Raw genomic sequence first — 13,861 nt, forward strand, 5'->3', positions numbered from 1 at the left:
GATCGGGGGGGGGGAGGGGGAGGGGGGAGGGAGGGGGGGAGGCCCCCCGGAGGACCGTACGCTGGGTGGGACCAGCCGGAACGAGGACGTGGACGGGCGTGGACGTGAGCGTGGACCAGGGCGTGGGTGGCGAGTCCCAGGACCGGCCCGAGGGCGAGCCGGGTGCGAGTGACGTGCCCGCGGGCGACTCGGTTGCGGGTGAAGTGCCCGCGGGCGGTCCGGTTGCGGGCGACCCGGTTGCGGGCGGGCTGCCCGACGGTGGGCAGGCCGGTGGCGAGCGGCCCGAGGCGCGGCTGGATCAGGCCGTCCGGGTCGCGGAGCAGGCGCTGATCGAGTTCGAGATCGCGGTGGAGACGTTCCGGGTCGAGGTGGAGAACTTCTCCCGGCTGCATCACCAGAGGCTGGGGCCGGTGTACGCGAGGCTCGACGAGCTGGACGCGCAGATCGCGGAGGCGAAGGCGGCGCGGACCGGGGACCCGGAGGACGTGCGGCGGGCGCGCGAGGCGCGGGCGGCGGTCCTGCCGATGCCGGGGGTCGAGGAGCTGTTCGACGACTGGATCGACTCCGAGGGGCTTTCGGCGGAGGCGGCGGCGATGCTGACCGAGCGGCCGGTGCAGCCGCCGAAGCGCGTGCGGCCGTCGGACGAGGCGCGGAAGCTGTACCGGGATCTGGCGCGTCAGGCGCATCCGGATCTGGCGCGGGAAGAGGACGAGCGCAAGCGGCGCGAGGAGTTCATCACGCGGGTGAACGCGGCCTACGCCCGTGGCGACGAGGCGCTGCTGCGCGAGCTGGCGGCGGAGTGGGCGGCGGGGCCGGTGCCGGAGGCGCGGCTCAGCGAGGGCGAGGAGCTGTACGCGCGGCTCGAGTGGCTGGCGCAGCGCAAGGAGATGCTGTCGCTGGTCGCGCGGGAGCTGGAGGAGAGCGCGATCGGCGCGATGCTGCGGCTGGCGCCGGACGACCCGGACCGGCTCCTGGAGGAGATCGCGGAGCAGCTGCGTACGCAGGTCGCCGAGCGTGAGGCGGAGCTCTCGGCGCTCCTTCGGTAAGCGCCGTGCGGCCGGCGGCGTGCGGCCGGCGGCGTGCAGTAGGTTCGATGGTGGTGCGCCCGGGTGTGGCGCGGAGTTTGCAGAGAGAAGGCCAGGTCCATGAATTTCGCCCCGCTGCCGTCGGTCGACGTGGCTTCCGTACCGGCCGATGCTCTGGTTCTTGACGTCCGTGAGGACGACGAGTGGGCGGCCGGTCATGTCGAGGGTGCGCTGCACGTGCCGATGAGCGACTTCGTGGCGCGGTTCGGTGAGGTGACCGAGGCCGTGGCCGATGGGCGCCGGGCGTTCGTGATGTGCCGGGTGGGCGGCCGGTCGGCTCAGGTCACGCAGTACCTGGTGCAGCAGGGCATCGACGCGGTGAACGTCGACGGCGGCATGCTGGCCTGGGACGGTGCGGGGCGCCCGATGGTGACGGACAGCGGCAGCCCCGCCTTCGTGCTGTAGTTCCCGGGGCCCCGGCTCGGTCTGTTTCAGGCGAGGGGATGGGTGGCGAGCAGGTCGCCGAGTTCCTCTTCGTGCTGGGCGGCGGGGCCGAGGGACAGTTCGAGGTGTTTGGCCCAGGCGTGGTAGCGGTGCAGGGCGTAGTCGGTGTCGGCGCCGAAGCCGCCGTGGAGGTGCTGGGCGGTCTGCACGACGCGGCGGACGCCTTCGGCGGCCCAGATCTTGGCGACGGCGATGTCCGCGGCCGCGGGTAGTGCGGCGCCGGCTCCGGTGCTGATGCGCCAGGCGGCCTGCCAGAGGGTGACCTCCATGGCGCGCAGGTCGATGTAGCGGTCGGCGGCCTGGACGGCGACGGCCTGGAAGGTGGCCACGGGGTGCCCGAACTGTTCCCGCTTTCCGGTGTACTGGCTCGTCAGGTTCAGGACCTGTTCGCCGAGTCCGAGGGCGAGGGCACAGGTGCCGGTGGCGAGGAGGCCGTGCAGCCGTTCCCAGGCGCCCTCGGTGTCGATGACGTCGGCGGTGCCGAGGTGGACGTCGTCGAGGTGGAGTGCGGCGAGGAGTTCGCCGTGGGTGCCGTACTGGTCGGTCAGGGTGAGGCCGTCGTGGTCGCGGGGCAGCAGGGCGAGGACGGTGTGGCCGTCGGGGGTGTGCGCGGGTACGGCGATGTGATCGGCGTGGTGGGCCCAGGGGACGTTGCCGGTGTGGCCGTCGAGGGTCCAGCCGGTGGTGTCGCGGTGGGCGGTGACGGCGAGCGGGGCCGGGTCGTGTCCGGTGCGGCCGTGGGCGGCGGCGGTGAGTACGAGTTCGCCGCGCGCGACCCGGGGCAGCAGGGCGGCCGCGGTGTCGGGGGCGTATCGCTGGAGGGTGAGCGCGACCGCGCTGGTTTCGAGGAGCGGGACCCGGGCGAGGACGCGGGCGGATTCGCGCAGTACGAGGCAGAGCGCGACGGGGTCGAGCCCGGAGCCGCCGTGGGCGGGGTCGAGGACGAGGCCGAGGAGGTCGGCGCCGGCGAGGCGGGCCCAGAGGGCGCGGTCGTGGTCGTCGGCGACCGCGCCGGGGGTGAGGGCGGGGCTCGGTACGGCGTCGGGGGTGACGTCGGCGAAGACGGCCTTGGCCGCCTCGACGGCGGCTTGCTGTTCTTCGGTGAAGGTGAAGTCCACGGTCCTGTCCCTTCCGGCCCTGCCCTGACGGGATCTGACGGACCGTCAAGATAGAACAGGTTCTACCGGAAGGGAATGGGCGGGCAGCGGCCGACGGTCTTCCTCAAAGGAGTCCGTCAGCCGTGTCCGTCAGGCAGGTCCGCCAGGCGGGTCCGTCAGCGGTCGAAGTCGAGCTCGACCTCCGGGGTGGCGGGGTGGGACTGGCAGGCGAGGACATAGCCGGCGTCGGTCTCCTCGGGCTCCAGGGCGAAGTTGCGGTCCATCCGGACCTCGCCGGAGACGACGAAGGCGCGGCAGGTGCCGCAGACGCCGCCCTTGCAGGCGTACGGGGCGTCCGCCCGGGCGCGCAGCACCGTCTCCAGGAGCGTCTCGCCCTGCTGGACCGGCCAGTTGCCGGAGCGCCCGTGCAGGGTGGCGGTCAGCGTGGCGTCCGCGGGGGCGTCGGCCGCGGCGGCCGGGGCGGGCGCGGAGCCGTCGTCGACGTGGAAGATCTCCTGGTGGATGCGGGCGCGGTCGACGCCCAGGTCGCGCAGCGCCTGCTCGGCGCTCTGCACGAGGCCGAACGGCCCGCACAGGAACCAGCCGTCGATGTCGCCGACCGGCAGCAGCGCGGGCAGCAGGCCGGTGAGCCGCTCGCGGTCGAGCCGGCCGGAGGGCAGGCCGGACTGCTGCTCCTCGCGGGAGAGCACGGTGACCAGCTGGAAGCGGTCGGGGTAGCGGTCCTTCAGGTCGGCGACCTCGTCGAGGAACATCGTGGAGGACGCGGTGCGGTCGCTGCGGACGAGGCAGAAACGGGCCTCGGGCTCACGGGCGAGCAGGGTGGCGGCCATGGACAGGACCGGGGTGATGCCGCTGCCGCCGACCACGGCCGCGAAGTGTCCGGGGCGCGGGGGAAGCACGAAGCGGCCCATCGGCTCCATGACCTCGACGGTGTCGCCGACGGCGAGCTCCTTGAGGGCGTACGTGGAGAACTCGCCGCCGTCGACGAGGCGGATGCCGACGCGCAGGACGGGCGGCTCGCCCTCGGTGACGGCCGGGGCGCAGATCGAGTACGTGCGGCGGATCTCCTCGCCGTGCTGCCCGGTGCGGCGCAGGGCGAGGTGCTGGCCGGGAGTGTGGCGGTAGGACTCGCGCAGCTCGGGCGGGACCGCGAAGGTGACGGCCACGGAGTCGTCGGTGAGCGGTTCGACCTCGCTCACCCGGAGCGGATGGAACCCGGCCCGTCCAGAGCTTGAGGACGCCATCTACAACTCCTTGAAGTGGTCGAACGGTTCGCGGCAGGACGCGCAGCGGCGCAGTGCCTTGCACGCGGTGGAGGAGAAGCGGCTGAGGAGTTCGGTGTCGGTGGAGCCGCAGTGGGGGCAGCGGATGGCCAGGGCCAGCGGCACCGGTCCGCCGGCGGGGCCCTGCGGGCGGGGCGGCGCGATGCCGAACTCCTCGAGTTTGCGGCGGCCTTCCTCGGTGATGTCGTCCGTGGACCAGGCGGGGCTGAGGACGGTGACGACGGAGACCTCGGGCACGCCGTGCTCGCGCAGGGCGTGCTCGATGTCGGAGGACATCGCCTCGATGGCCGGGCAGCCGGTGTAGGTGGGGGTGAGCTCGACCTCGACGCGGCCGGGGGCGTGTACGTGGACGCCGCGGAGCACGCCGAGTTCGGCGAGGGTGAGGACCGGCAGCTCGGGGTCGGGGACGGCCCCGGCGATGCGGGCCAGTTCCCGCTCCAGGGCCGTCGGAGCGGCAGCCGGGGAGGCCGGGGAGGCCGGGGAGGCCGGGGAGGCCGCGGGGACCGGAGAGGTCGGGGAGGCCAGGGAGGTCGGGGAGCCTGTGGCGGCCGGGGCCGTCTGGGCGCTCGGAGCGCTCGCGGCGCTCGGAGTGCCGGCGGCGCTCAAGACGCCGGGGGCCGTGGTCACCATGACGCCCCCGGGTGGCTGCGGTGCAGGTGCTGCATCTCGGCGAGCAGCCGGCCGAAGGATTCGGTGTGCAGGCCCTGGCGGCCGGCGCCCGCGCTCCAGGCGCCGGTGCGCGGGCCGGCGGGCACGGTGAGCGTGGCCCGCTCGAGGACGCCGGTGACGGAGTCGAGCCAGGCGCGCTCCATGGCTGCGGTGTCGATGTCGAGGCCGTCGAGGGGCTGGAACAGCTCGCCCGTGTACCGCCACAGGGCGTCGCAGGCGTCCTGCATGCGCCGGTGGCTCTCGTCGGTGCCGTCGCCGAGGCGCAGGGTCCAGTGCTCGGCGTGGTCCTGGTGGTACGCGACTTCCTTGACGGCCTTGGCGGCGAGCCCGGCGAGCGGACCGTCGCCCGCGGCCAGCTGCCCGTAGAGGAGCCGCTGGTAGGTCGAGAAGTACAGCTGGCGGGCGATGGTGTGCGCGAAGTCGCCGCCCGGCTGCTCGACGAGCTGGCAGTTGCGGAAGGCGCGCTCCTCGCGGAGGTACGCCAGTTCGTCCTCGTCGCCGACGAGGGAGAGCAGCACCCGGGCCTGGCCGAGCAGGTCGAGCGCGATGTTGGCGAGCGCGACCTCTTCTTCGAGGACGGGCGCGCTGCCCGCCCACTCCCCCAGGCGCTGGGCGAGGATCAGGGCGTCGTCGCCGAGGGCGAGCGCCGCCGCCGGGACGGCGGTGGTCGCCGTCGCGGTGGCGGTGGGCCGGGTGCCGGTCACAGGTGCTTCACCCCGTCCGGGATCTCGTAGAAGGTGGGGTGGCGGTACGGCTTGTCCGCGGCCGGCTCGAAGAACGGGTCCTTCTCGTCGGGCGAGGAGGCGGTGATCGCGCCGGACGGGACGACCCAGATCGACACGCCCTCGTTGCGACGGGTGTAGAGGTCGCGGGCGTTGCGCAGGGCCATCTCGGCGTCCGGGGCGTGGAGGCTGCCGGCGTGGGTGTGGGACAGGCCGCGGCGCGAGCGCACGAAGACCTCCCACAGCGGCCATCCTTCGGTGGTCATGCCCGTGCCTCCCCGGTCCCGTTCGCGTGCGTGTGCTGGTCGTGCTTCGCGGCGTAGGCCGCGGCGGCGTCCCTGACCCAGGCGCCGTCCTCGTGGGCCTGGCGGCGCTTGGCGAGCCGCTGTTCGTTGCAGGGCCCGTTGCCCTTGAGGACGTTCCAGAACTCGTCCCAGTCGATCGGGCCGAAGTCGTAGTGCCCGCGCTCCTCGTTCCACTTCAGGTCGGGGTCGGGGAGGGTGAGGCCGAGGGACTCGGCCTGCGGGGCGGCGATGTCGACGAAACGCTGGCGCAGCTCGTCGTTGGAGTGGCGCTTGATCTTCCAGGCCATGGCCTGGGCGGAGTGGGTCGACTCGTCGTCCGGCGGGCCGAACATCATCAGCGACGGCCACCACCAGCGGTTCACGGCGTCCTGGGCCATCGCGTGCTGGGCCTCGGTGCCGCGGGAGAGGGCGAGCAGCGCCTCGTACCCCTGCCGCTGGTGGAAGGACTCCTCCTTGCAGACGCGGACCATCGCGCGGGCGTACGGCCCGTAGGAGCAGCGGCACAGCGGGACCTGGTTGGTGATGGCCGCGCCGTCCACGAGCCAGCCGATGGCGCCGACGTCGGCCCAGGTCAGCGTGGGGTAGTTGAAGATCGACGAGTACTTCTGGCGGCCGGAGTGGAGCTTGTCGAGCAGCTCGTCGCGGCTGGCGCCCAGCGTCTCGGCGGCGCTGTACAGATACAGCCCGTGCCCTGCCTCGTCCTGGACCTTGGCCATGAGGATCGCCTTGCGCCGCAGGCTGGGCGCGCGGGTGATCCAGTTGGCCTCCGGCTGCATGCCGATGATCTCGGAGTGGGCGTGCTGGGCGATCTGGCGGATCAGACCGGTCCGGTAGGCGTCCGGCATCCAGTCGCGCGGCTCGATGCGCTCGTCGGCGGCGACGGCGGCATCGAAGACCGCTTCCAGGGCGGCCTGGGTCGCGGCCTGGATCGCTGCCGACCCCTCTGTCGCTGTCGTCTCTGCCGTACCTGCGGTCATCGGAACCCCCTACCGACCGATCGTTCGGTTGAATGACTTCAATGGTCGTTCGGGGGCCCGTATGGTGTCAACCTCTGTGGATAACTCCTTAGGCCGACCGGGAGCGGGCGCGATGGACTCGTACGACGACAGGGCCGCGGACGCGCCCGGGCCGGACGGTTCGCCCGAACGGGTGGCCGAGCACCCCGCCGAGCGCGTGGCCGAGCCCCCCGCCCAGCGCGTGGCCGAGCACCTGGCCGAGCGCGTGGCCGAGCCCCCCGCCGACCACCCCGCCGAGCGCGAGCCTGAGCCGGAGCCGGCGACCGCGCCCCGGGCCGGTATCGCCGCGCTCTCGATGCCGTACCAGGTGGTCGCGGCCGTCGCCCTCGCCGTCCTCGGCGTCTTCGCCTGCGTCCACCTCGCGATGGTGTTCCTGCACGTCGCGCCGTCGAACACCCTGACCAAGCAGCACGGCGAGGCCGTCGACGACTGGATCTACCCCGAGTTCGAGCAGAACTGGAAGCTCTTCGCGCCCAACCCGCTGCAGCAGAACATCTCCGTCGAGGTCCGCGCCCAGATCGCCGGCGCGGACGGCAGCCGCCGGACCACCGGGTGGATCGACCTCACCGCCCAGGACGCCGGGAAGATCCGCGGCAGCGTCGTCCCCAGCCACACCGTGCAGAACGAGCTGCGCCGGGCCTGGGACTTCTACGTCGGTTCGCACACCGACGACGACCGGCCCAACGGGGTGCGCGGCGAACTCTCCGGGAGCTACCTGCGCCGGATCGTGCTCTCCCGCCTCGACGAGCGGGAGCTCGGCGGCCGGGTGCTGAAGATCCAGCTGCGCTCCGCCACCCGGTCCGTGCAGGCGCCGCCGTGGAGCACCGAGAAGACCGACACCCGGCCCTCGTACCGCAGCTACGCCTGGTGGCGGATCACCGACGCCGACCGGCCCGCGGGAGCGACCGGGAAGACCACCGACACCGAGGCGGCCGCCCGATGACGACCGAGAGCCCCTCCACCGCGTCTGCCGCTCCCTCCGCGGCGTCTGCTGCGCCGTCCGCCGTCGCCCCGTCCCGCCCCTCCGCCGACCGCCCGCCGTCCGCCGGCCGGCCGCCCTTCGACCGCCGGCTCGCCGCCGCCGTGCAGAAGGTCACCGCGCACGCCCTCGGCCCGTACCAGACGGCGATCGTCCGGATCGGCTTCTCCCTCACCTGGCTGCTGTTCCTGCTGCGCGAATGGCCGCACCGTCTGGAGCTGTACGGGCCCGACAGCCCCTGGTCCTGGGAGATGGGGCGACGGCTGATCGCCGACAACCGCTCCTTCAGCGCGCTGATGTGGTCCGACGGGCGGCTCTGGTTCGAGACCGTCTACGCGCTCGCCGTGCTCTCCGCCGTGCTCCTGCTGGTCGGCTGGCGCACCCGCGCCGTCTCCGTGGTCTTCATGGCGGGCGTGCTGTCCCTGCAGAACCGCGCCATCTTCATGGGCGACGGCGGCGACAACGTCGTCCACATCATGTCGCTCTACCTCGTCCTCACCCGCTGCGCTCAGGTGTGGTCGCTCGACGCCCGCCGGGCCGCCCGGGGCAAGGGGGAGGACCGTTTCGTCGGGCCGCTCCTGTGGACCGTGCTCGGCGGCTTCCTGCTCGCCGCGACCTGGTTCTCGGACATCACCGGCGAGTGGTGGCTGCTGGTGCTGCTGTGGGTGCTGTGGCTGGGGCACGGGCTGTGGTGGCTGGTGTGCCGGTACGCGCCCGACGAGCCGCGCACGCTCCTCGACGTCGTCGCCAACCTCGCCCACAACACCACCCTCGTCGTGATCATGGCGGAGGTCTGTCTGATCTACGCGACGGCCGGCTGGTACAAGGTCCAGGGCTCGCGCTGGCAGGACGGCACCGCGCTCTACTACCCGCTGCACCTCGACTACTTCTCGCCCTGGCCCGCCCTCTCCGGACTGCTCGGCGACAGCGGCACGATGGTGCTGCTGCTGACCTACGGCACGGTGATCGTGCAGGTCGCGTTCCCCTTCACGCTCTTCAACCGCAAGGTCAAGAACGTGCTGCTCGCGGCGATGATGCTGGAGCACGCCGGTATCGCGCTGCTGCTCGGACTGCCGTTCTTCTCGCTCGCGATGATCGCCGCGGACGCGGTGTTCCTGCCGACGGGCTTCCTGGTGTGGGCGGGGGCGCGGGTCGCGCGCGTTCGGGACCGGGTGCTCGGGCGGGCCGCCGACGTCGCGCCCGTGCCCGAACAGAGCCGTACGGAGGACGGTCCCCGTACCCTCGTCGGGTGAGCACCACCGAAGAACAGCCCATCCAGTACGACGAGGGGTACGGCCCCGAGGTCGGCGTCGGGCCGCACCCGCGGCCGTGGCCCGAAGGCGTCGAAGGCGAGCGCTACGACCCCGAGCTGCTCGCCGGCGGCGACCGGCGCAACGTCGTCGACCGCTACCGCTACTGGACGCGTGAGGCGATCGTCGCGGACCTCGACACCCGCCGCCACGACTTCCACGTGGCGGTGGAGAACTGGGGCCACGACTTCAACATCGGCTCCGTGGTGCGCACCGCCAACGCGTTTCTCGCCAAGGAGGTGCACATCGTGGGGCGGCGGCGCTGGAACCGGCGCGGGGCCATGGTCACCGACCGCTACCAGCACGTGCGCCACCACCCCGACACCGCCCAGCTGACCGCCTGGGCGGCCGCCGAGGGGCTGCCGATCATCGGCATCGACAACCTGCCGGGCGCGGTGCCGCTGGAGCGGACGGTGCTGCCGCGGCGGTGCGTGCTGCTGTTCGGGCAGGAGGGGCCGGGCCTGACGCAGGAGGCGTGGGAGGCCTCGGAGATGGTGTGCTCGATCGCCCAGTTCGGCTCGACGCGGTCGATCAACGCGGGAGCGGCGGCGGCGATCGCGATGCACGCGTGGGTGCAGAGGTACGCCCAGATCGACTGAGATCGCCTGAGATCGCCTGAGGGGCTCCGGCCCTTGGCCCCCGTGTGATGCGCAGGGCCCCCGTTGTACGGAGGGCTCCGCGTTGTACGGAGGGCCCCGTCGTTCGGAGGGCCCCGTCGTTCGGAGGGGCCCGTCGTACGGCGGGCTCCGTGTCGTGCGTCGGGGCCCCGCCCCTCCTCGGGGCCCCGACGGTTCGGGCGGGTCAGGCCTGGCGGCGAACCTCCACGACGCGGAAGCGGTTCGAGACGAAGGCGCCGTCGCACAGCGCCGCGTTCGCGGCCGGGTTGCCGCCGGAGCCGTGGAAGTCGGAGAAGGCGGCGGTCTGGTTGACGTAGACGCCGCCGGTGAGGTTGAGGGAGAGCTGGGCGGACTCTTCCAGGCAGACCTCTTCGACGGCGCGCTCGGTGTCCGGCGAGGTGGTGTAGGCGCCGACGGTCATGGCGCCCTTCTCGCGGACGGTGCGGCGCAGGAGCTCCAGGGCGTCGGCCGTGGAGTCGACCGAGACGGCGAAGGAGACGGGGCCGAAGCACTCGGAGAAGTAGGCGGCCTCCGAGTCGGGCTTGGAGCCGTCGAGCTTCACGATGACGGGCGTACGGACGACCGCGTCCGGGAACTCCGGGTTGACGATCTCGCGGGAGGCGAGGGCCACCTCGCCGAGGCCGGCGGCCGCTTCCAGGCGGGCCTTGACGTCGGGGTTGACGAGGGCGCCGAGGAGCGCGTTGGCGCGGGCGTCGTCACCGAGGAGGCCGCCGACCGAGGCGGCGAGGTCGGCGACGACCTCGTCGTAGGACTTGGGGCCCTGGTCGGTGGTGATGCCGTCGCGGGGGATCAGCAGGTTCTGCGGGGTGGTGCACATCTGGCCGCTGTACAGGGACAGCGAGAACGCCAGGTTGGAGAGCATGCCCTTGTAGTCGTCGGTGGAGTCGACGACGACCGTGTTGACGCCGGCCTTCTCCGTGTAGACCTGCGCCTGGCGGGCGTTGGTCTCCAGCCAGTCGCCGAAGGCGGTCGAGCCGGTGTAGTCGATGATCCGGATCTCGGGGCGGACGGCCAGCGTCTTGGCGATGCCCTCGCCGGGACGCTCGGCGGCCAGCGCCACCAGGTTGGGGTCGAAGCCGGACTCGGCGAGGACCTCGCGGGCGACGCGGACGGTGAGGGCCAGCGGCAGCACCGCGCGCGGGTGCGGCTTGACCAGCACCGCGTTGCCGGTGGCGAGGGAGGCGAACAGGCCCGGGTAGCCGTTCCAGGTCGGGAAGGTGTTGCAGCCGATGACGAGGCCGATGCCGCGGCCGACGGCCGTGAACTCCTTGGTGAGCTCCAGCGGGTCGCGCTTGCCCTGGGGCTTGGACCAGGCGGCGCGGCCGGCCGGGGTGCGGGTCTGCTCCTCGTACGCGTACGCCACGGCCTCCAGGCCGCGGTCCTGGGCGTGCGGGCCGCCGGCCTGGAACGCCATCATGAACGCCTGGCCGCTGGTGTGCATGACGGCGTGGGCGAACTCGTGGGTGCGGGCGGAGATCCGGGCGAGGATCTCCAGGGACACCATCGCGCGGGTCTCGGGCCCGGCGTCCCGCCAGGCGGCGAGGCCGGCGCGCATCGCCGGGAGCAGCACGTCGAGGTCGGCGTGCGGGTACTCCACGCCGAGCTCCGGGCCGTACGGCGAGGTCTCGCCGGGGACCCAGCCGTCGATGCCGGGCTGGTCGAGCTCGAAGCGCCGGCCCAGCAGCTCCTGATAGGCGGCGAGGCCGGCGGCGGCGTCCAGCGAGCCGTTCTCCCCGTACGCCTTCGGGTGCTCCGGGTACGGGGACCAGTAGGCACGGGTGCGGATCGTGGCGAGCGCCTGATCGAGTGTGGACCGGTGCTTCTCGGCCAGAACGTCGGTGGTCAGCTGAGCGGTGGCCATGGATGGACCAACTCCTCGTCGAGCTGGGCAGGGAGACGCGTACGGAGTTAGAGTAACCGAACGATCGGTCGGGACAAGGGGGTCCGGCGATCCTGTGGAAAACCCATCGGGGAGGATCACTCCTATGAGCGCCAGCACGACCGTCCAGGGGCAGGGGAACGGCGACACGGTGTCGGCTGCCGACGGAGCCCGTCCCACCGGGCCGGCCACCGGACCGGTCACCGGGTCGGCCACTCGGCCGGTCGCCGAGCCGGGCATCGAGCCGGACGGCGTCGTCGCCGTCGTCGGCACCGGGACCATGGGGCAGGGGATCGCCCAGGTCGCCCTGGTCGCCGGCCATCCCGTACGCCTCTACGACAGCGCCCCCGGCCGGGCCGCGGAAGCCGTGAAGGCCGTCGCGGGCCGCCTGGACCGGCTGGTCGAGAAGGGCCGGCTCGACGCGGCGGAGCGCGACGCGGCGCTCGGCCGGCTGCACGCCGCCGACGAGCTCGCCGGCCTCGCGGACACCGCCCTGGTCATCGAGGCGATCGTCGAGCGACTCGAGGTCAAGCAGCAGCTCTTCGCCGACCTCGAGCAGGTCGTCGGCGCGGACACCGTGCTCGCCACCAACACCTCCTCCCTCTCCGTCACCGCCATCGCGGGAGGGCTCCGGCTGCCCGGCCGGTTCGTCGGCCTGCACTTCTTCAACCCGGCGCCGCTGCTGCCGCTCGTCGAGGTCGTCAGCGGCTTCGCCACCGCCCCGGCCACCGCCGCGCGCGCGTACGAGACGATGAAGCGGTGGGGCAAGACGCCGGTGCGCTGCGCCGACACCCCCGGCTTCATCGTCAACCGGGTCGCCCGCCCCTTCTACGCGGAGGCGCTGCGGATCTTCGAGGAGGGCGCCGCCGACCCCGCCACCATCGACGCGGCCCTGCGCGAGTGCGGCGGCTTCCGGATGGGCCCCTTCGAGCTGACCGACCTCATCGGGCAGGACGTCAACGAGGCCGTGACCCGCTCGGTGTGGGAGTCCTTCTTCCAGGACCCGAAGTTCACCCCCTCGCTCGCCCAGCGGCGGCTCGTCGAGTCCGGCCGCCTCGGCCGCAAGACGGGGCACGGCTGGTTCCCGTACGCGGAGGGCGCCGAGCGCCCCGAGCCGCACACCGCGCCGCCGGCCGAGGCACCCGCGCGGATCACCGTGCGGGGCGACCTCGGGCCGGCCGAGCCGCTGGTCGGCCTCTTCGAGCGGGCCGGGATCGCGGTGCGGCGCAAGCGCGGCGGCGGGATCATCGAGCTGCCCGGTGGCGCGGAGCTCGCCCTCGCGGACGGCGAGACCGCCTTCGAGTACCACCAGGACGAGATCGTCCACTTCGACCTCGCCCTCGACTACGAGAAGGCGAGCAGGATCGTTCTGTCGGCCCGGCGCGGCATCGACCCCGACGTCCTCGCCGAGGCCGTCGGCCTGTTCCAGGCGCTCGGCAAGCAGGTGTCGGTCATCGGTGACGTACCGGGCATGATCGTCGCCCGCACGGTCGCGATGCTGGCGGACGTCGCCGCCGACGCCGTCGACCGGGGCGTGGCCTCCGCCGAGGACGTGGACACGGCGATGCGGCTCGGGGTCAACTACCCCGTGGGGCCGCTGGAGTGGGCCGCGCGGATCGGGCACGCGCGCGTGCGGGACCTGCTCGGCGAGCTGCACGAGCGCTACCCCACCGGCCGTTACGCGCCCTCGCTCGCGCTCGCGCGCCGGGCGTCCGAGGAAGAAGCCGCAGAGGCGGAGGAGAGCCGATGACCACCGCGCGACGCGACACGTACACCCCCGAGACGCTGCTCACGGTCGCCGTGCAGGTCTTCAACGAGCGCGGCTACGACGGCACGTCCATGGAGCACCTGTCCAAGGCGGCGGGGATCTCCAAGTCGTCGATCTACCACCACGTCGCCGGCAAGGAGGAGCTGCTGCACCGGGCCGTGAGCCGGGCGCTCGACGGGCTCTTCGCGGTCCTCGACGAGCCGGCGGCGGGCCGTGGCCGGGCGATCGAGCGGGTCGAGTACGTGACCCGGCGCACGGTCGAGGTGCTGATCGAGGAGCTTCCGTACGTGACGCTGCTGCTGCGGGTGCGGGGCAACACCAAGACGGAGCGGTGGGCGCTGGAGCGGCGCCGCGAGTTCGACCACCGGGTGGCCGAGCTCCTGAAGTCGGCCGTCGTCGACGGCGACCTGCGGGCCGACCTGGACATACGGCTCGCGACCCGGCTGCTCTTCGGCATGATCAACTCGCTGGTGGAGTGGTACCGGCCGCAGTACGCCTCCCAGGCGGAGCGGGAGCAGCTGGTGGACACGCTCGTCCACATGGCCTTCGACGGGCTGCGGACGGCGAGCTGAGCCGTCCGTCCGCGCCGTCGCGCCGACGCGCCGAGCCCGCCCGGGTCGCCCGGGCGGGCTCTCGTCTTCCCGC

General features: G+C 73.1%; 14 protein-coding genes. 7 read left to right on the forward strand and 7 right to left on the reverse strand.

Features of this window, described 5'->3' with window-relative positions; genetic code table 11:
* Nucleotides 1-173: 173 nt before the first annotated feature.
* Entirely contained in the window at nucleotides 174-1,046 is an 873-nt protein-coding gene (locus tag ACWEJX_RS27645) for a hypothetical protein (protein WP_451610155.1), read from the forward strand.
* Nucleotides 1,047-1,145: 99 nt separating this feature from the next.
* The gene (locus ACWEJX_RS27650; protein WP_451610125.1) at nucleotides 1,146-1,490 is read left to right on the forward strand and encodes a rhodanese-like domain-containing protein; all 345 of its coding nucleotides are present in this window, start codon (nucleotides 1,146-1,148) and stop codon (nucleotides 1,488-1,490) included.
* Between the two features lie 26 nt (nucleotides 1,491-1,516).
* Here ACWEJX_RS27650 and ACWEJX_RS27655 read toward each other — a convergent pair whose 3' ends face one another.
* The 6 genes from ACWEJX_RS27655 to paaA all read right to left on the reverse strand — a co-directional run bounded on the left by ACWEJX_RS27655 (nucleotide 1,517) and on the right by paaA (nucleotide 6,603).
* Nucleotides 1,517-2,647, reverse strand: coding sequence for an acyl-CoA dehydrogenase family protein (locus ACWEJX_RS27655; protein WP_451610126.1), 1,131 nt, complete (start codon nucleotides 2,645-2,647; stop codon nucleotides 1,517-1,519).
* Between the two features lie 155 nt (nucleotides 2,648-2,802).
* Nucleotides 2,803-3,891: a 2Fe-2S iron-sulfur cluster-binding protein gene (locus ACWEJX_RS27660; protein WP_451610127.1), complete on the reverse strand. Its 1,089-nt coding sequence runs from the start codon at nucleotides 3,889-3,891 to the stop codon at nucleotides 2,803-2,805.
* Nucleotides 3,892-4,371, reverse strand: a complete 480-nt coding sequence (gene paaD, locus ACWEJX_RS27665; RefSeq protein ID WP_451610156.1) for a 1,2-phenylacetyl-CoA epoxidase subunit PaaD — start codon at nucleotides 4,369-4,371, stop codon at nucleotides 3,892-3,894.
* Nucleotides 4,372-4,553: 182 nt separating this feature from the next.
* Nucleotides 4,554-5,303 (reverse strand): 1,2-phenylacetyl-CoA epoxidase subunit PaaC, encoded by a 750-nt coding sequence (gene paaC, locus ACWEJX_RS27670; protein ID WP_451610128.1) that lies wholly within the window; start codon nucleotides 5,301-5,303, stop codon nucleotides 4,554-4,556.
* Nucleotides 5,300-5,587, reverse strand: a complete 288-nt coding sequence (gene paaB, locus ACWEJX_RS27675) for a 1,2-phenylacetyl-CoA epoxidase subunit PaaB (protein ID WP_389210854.1) — start codon at nucleotides 5,585-5,587, stop codon at nucleotides 5,300-5,302. The genes paaC and paaB overlap by 4 nt, the downstream gene beginning before the upstream one ends.
* Nucleotides 5,584-6,603, reverse strand: a complete 1,020-nt coding sequence (gene paaA / locus ACWEJX_RS27680) for a 1,2-phenylacetyl-CoA epoxidase subunit PaaA (protein WP_451610129.1) — start codon at nucleotides 6,601-6,603, stop codon at nucleotides 5,584-5,586. Before paaA ends, paaB begins: the two co-directional genes overlap by 4 nt.
* A 112-nt stretch (nucleotides 6,604-6,715) precedes the next feature.
* Here paaA and ACWEJX_RS27685 point away from each other — a divergent pair, with 112 nt between their 5' ends.
* Genes ACWEJX_RS27685 through ACWEJX_RS27695 form a run of 3 tightly spaced genes read left to right on the forward strand, consistent with a single transcriptional unit; the run spans nucleotide 6,716 to nucleotide 9,530 of the window.
* A complete protein-coding gene (locus tag ACWEJX_RS27685) occupies nucleotides 6,716-7,585 on the forward strand; it encodes a DUF5819 family protein (RefSeq protein ID WP_451610130.1) in 870 nt (289 codons plus the stop codon).
* On the forward strand, nucleotides 7,582-8,874 hold the full coding sequence (locus tag ACWEJX_RS27690) for an HTTM domain-containing protein (protein WP_451610131.1): 1,293 nt from the start codon (nucleotides 7,582-7,584) through the stop codon (nucleotides 8,872-8,874). Before ACWEJX_RS27685 ends, ACWEJX_RS27690 begins: the two co-directional genes overlap by 4 nt.
* On the forward strand, nucleotides 8,871-9,530 hold the full coding sequence (locus tag ACWEJX_RS27695; protein ID WP_451610132.1) for a TrmH family RNA methyltransferase: 660 nt from the start codon (nucleotides 8,871-8,873) through the stop codon (nucleotides 9,528-9,530). Before ACWEJX_RS27690 ends, ACWEJX_RS27695 begins: the two co-directional genes overlap by 4 nt.
* 202 nt (nucleotides 9,531-9,732) lie before the next feature.
* Here ACWEJX_RS27695 and paaN read toward each other — a convergent pair whose 3' ends face one another.
* Nucleotides 9,733-11,430 carry a phenylacetic acid degradation protein PaaN gene (gene paaN / locus ACWEJX_RS27700; protein ID WP_451610133.1) on the reverse strand — a complete coding sequence of 566 codons (1,698 nt, stop codon included), beginning with the start codon at nucleotides 11,428-11,430 and terminating at the stop codon, nucleotides 9,733-9,735.
* Between the two features lie 124 nt (nucleotides 11,431-11,554).
* On the opposite strand from paaN, the gene ACWEJX_RS27705 reads away from it, so the two are divergent.
* Entirely contained in the window at nucleotides 11,555-13,198 is a 1,644-nt protein-coding gene (locus tag ACWEJX_RS27705; protein ID WP_451610134.1) for a 3-hydroxyacyl-CoA dehydrogenase, read from the forward strand.
* On the forward strand, nucleotides 13,195-13,788 hold the full coding sequence (locus ACWEJX_RS27710; protein WP_451610135.1) for a TetR/AcrR family transcriptional regulator: 594 nt from the start codon (nucleotides 13,195-13,197) through the stop codon (nucleotides 13,786-13,788). Before ACWEJX_RS27705 ends, ACWEJX_RS27710 begins: the two co-directional genes overlap by 4 nt.
* Nucleotides 13,789-13,861 lie beyond the last annotated feature (73 nt).

The sequence above is a fragment of the Streptomyces sp. NPDC004788 genome (genome assembly GCF_053601115.1).

Bases quoted from the DNA above. Each gene is read 5' to 3' on its own strand.
- ACWEJX_RS27710 (WP_451610135.1), top strand. From the start codon at position 13,195: ATGACCACCGCGCGACGCGACACGTACACCCCCGAGACGCTGCTCACG.
- ACWEJX_RS27705 (WP_451610134.1), top strand. From the start codon at position 11,555: ATGAGCGCCAGCACGACCGTCCAGGGGCAGGGGAACGGCGACACGGTG.
- paaA (WP_451610129.1), bottom strand. From the start codon at position 6,603: ATGACCGCAGGTACGGCAGAGACGACAGCGACAGAGGGGTCGGCAGCG.
- ACWEJX_RS27650 (WP_451610125.1), top strand. From the start codon at position 1,146: ATGAATTTCGCCCCGCTGCCGTCGGTCGACGTGGCTTCCGTACCGGCC.
- ACWEJX_RS27660 (WP_451610127.1), bottom strand. From the start codon at position 3,891: ATGGCGTCCTCAAGCTCTGGACGGGCCGGGTTCCATCCGCTCCGGGTG.
- paaB (WP_389210854.1), bottom strand. From the start codon at position 5,587: ATGACCACCGAAGGATGGCCGCTGTGGGAGGTCTTCGTGCGCTCGCGC.
- ACWEJX_RS27690 (WP_451610131.1), top strand. From the start codon at position 7,582: ATGACGACCGAGAGCCCCTCCACCGCGTCTGCCGCTCCCTCCGCGGCG.
- paaN (WP_451610133.1), bottom strand. From the start codon at position 11,430: ATGGCCACCGCTCAGCTGACCACCGACGTTCTGGCCGAGAAGCACCGG.
- ACWEJX_RS27685 (WP_451610130.1), top strand. From the start codon at position 6,716: ATGGACTCGTACGACGACAGGGCCGCGGACGCGCCCGGGCCGGACGGT.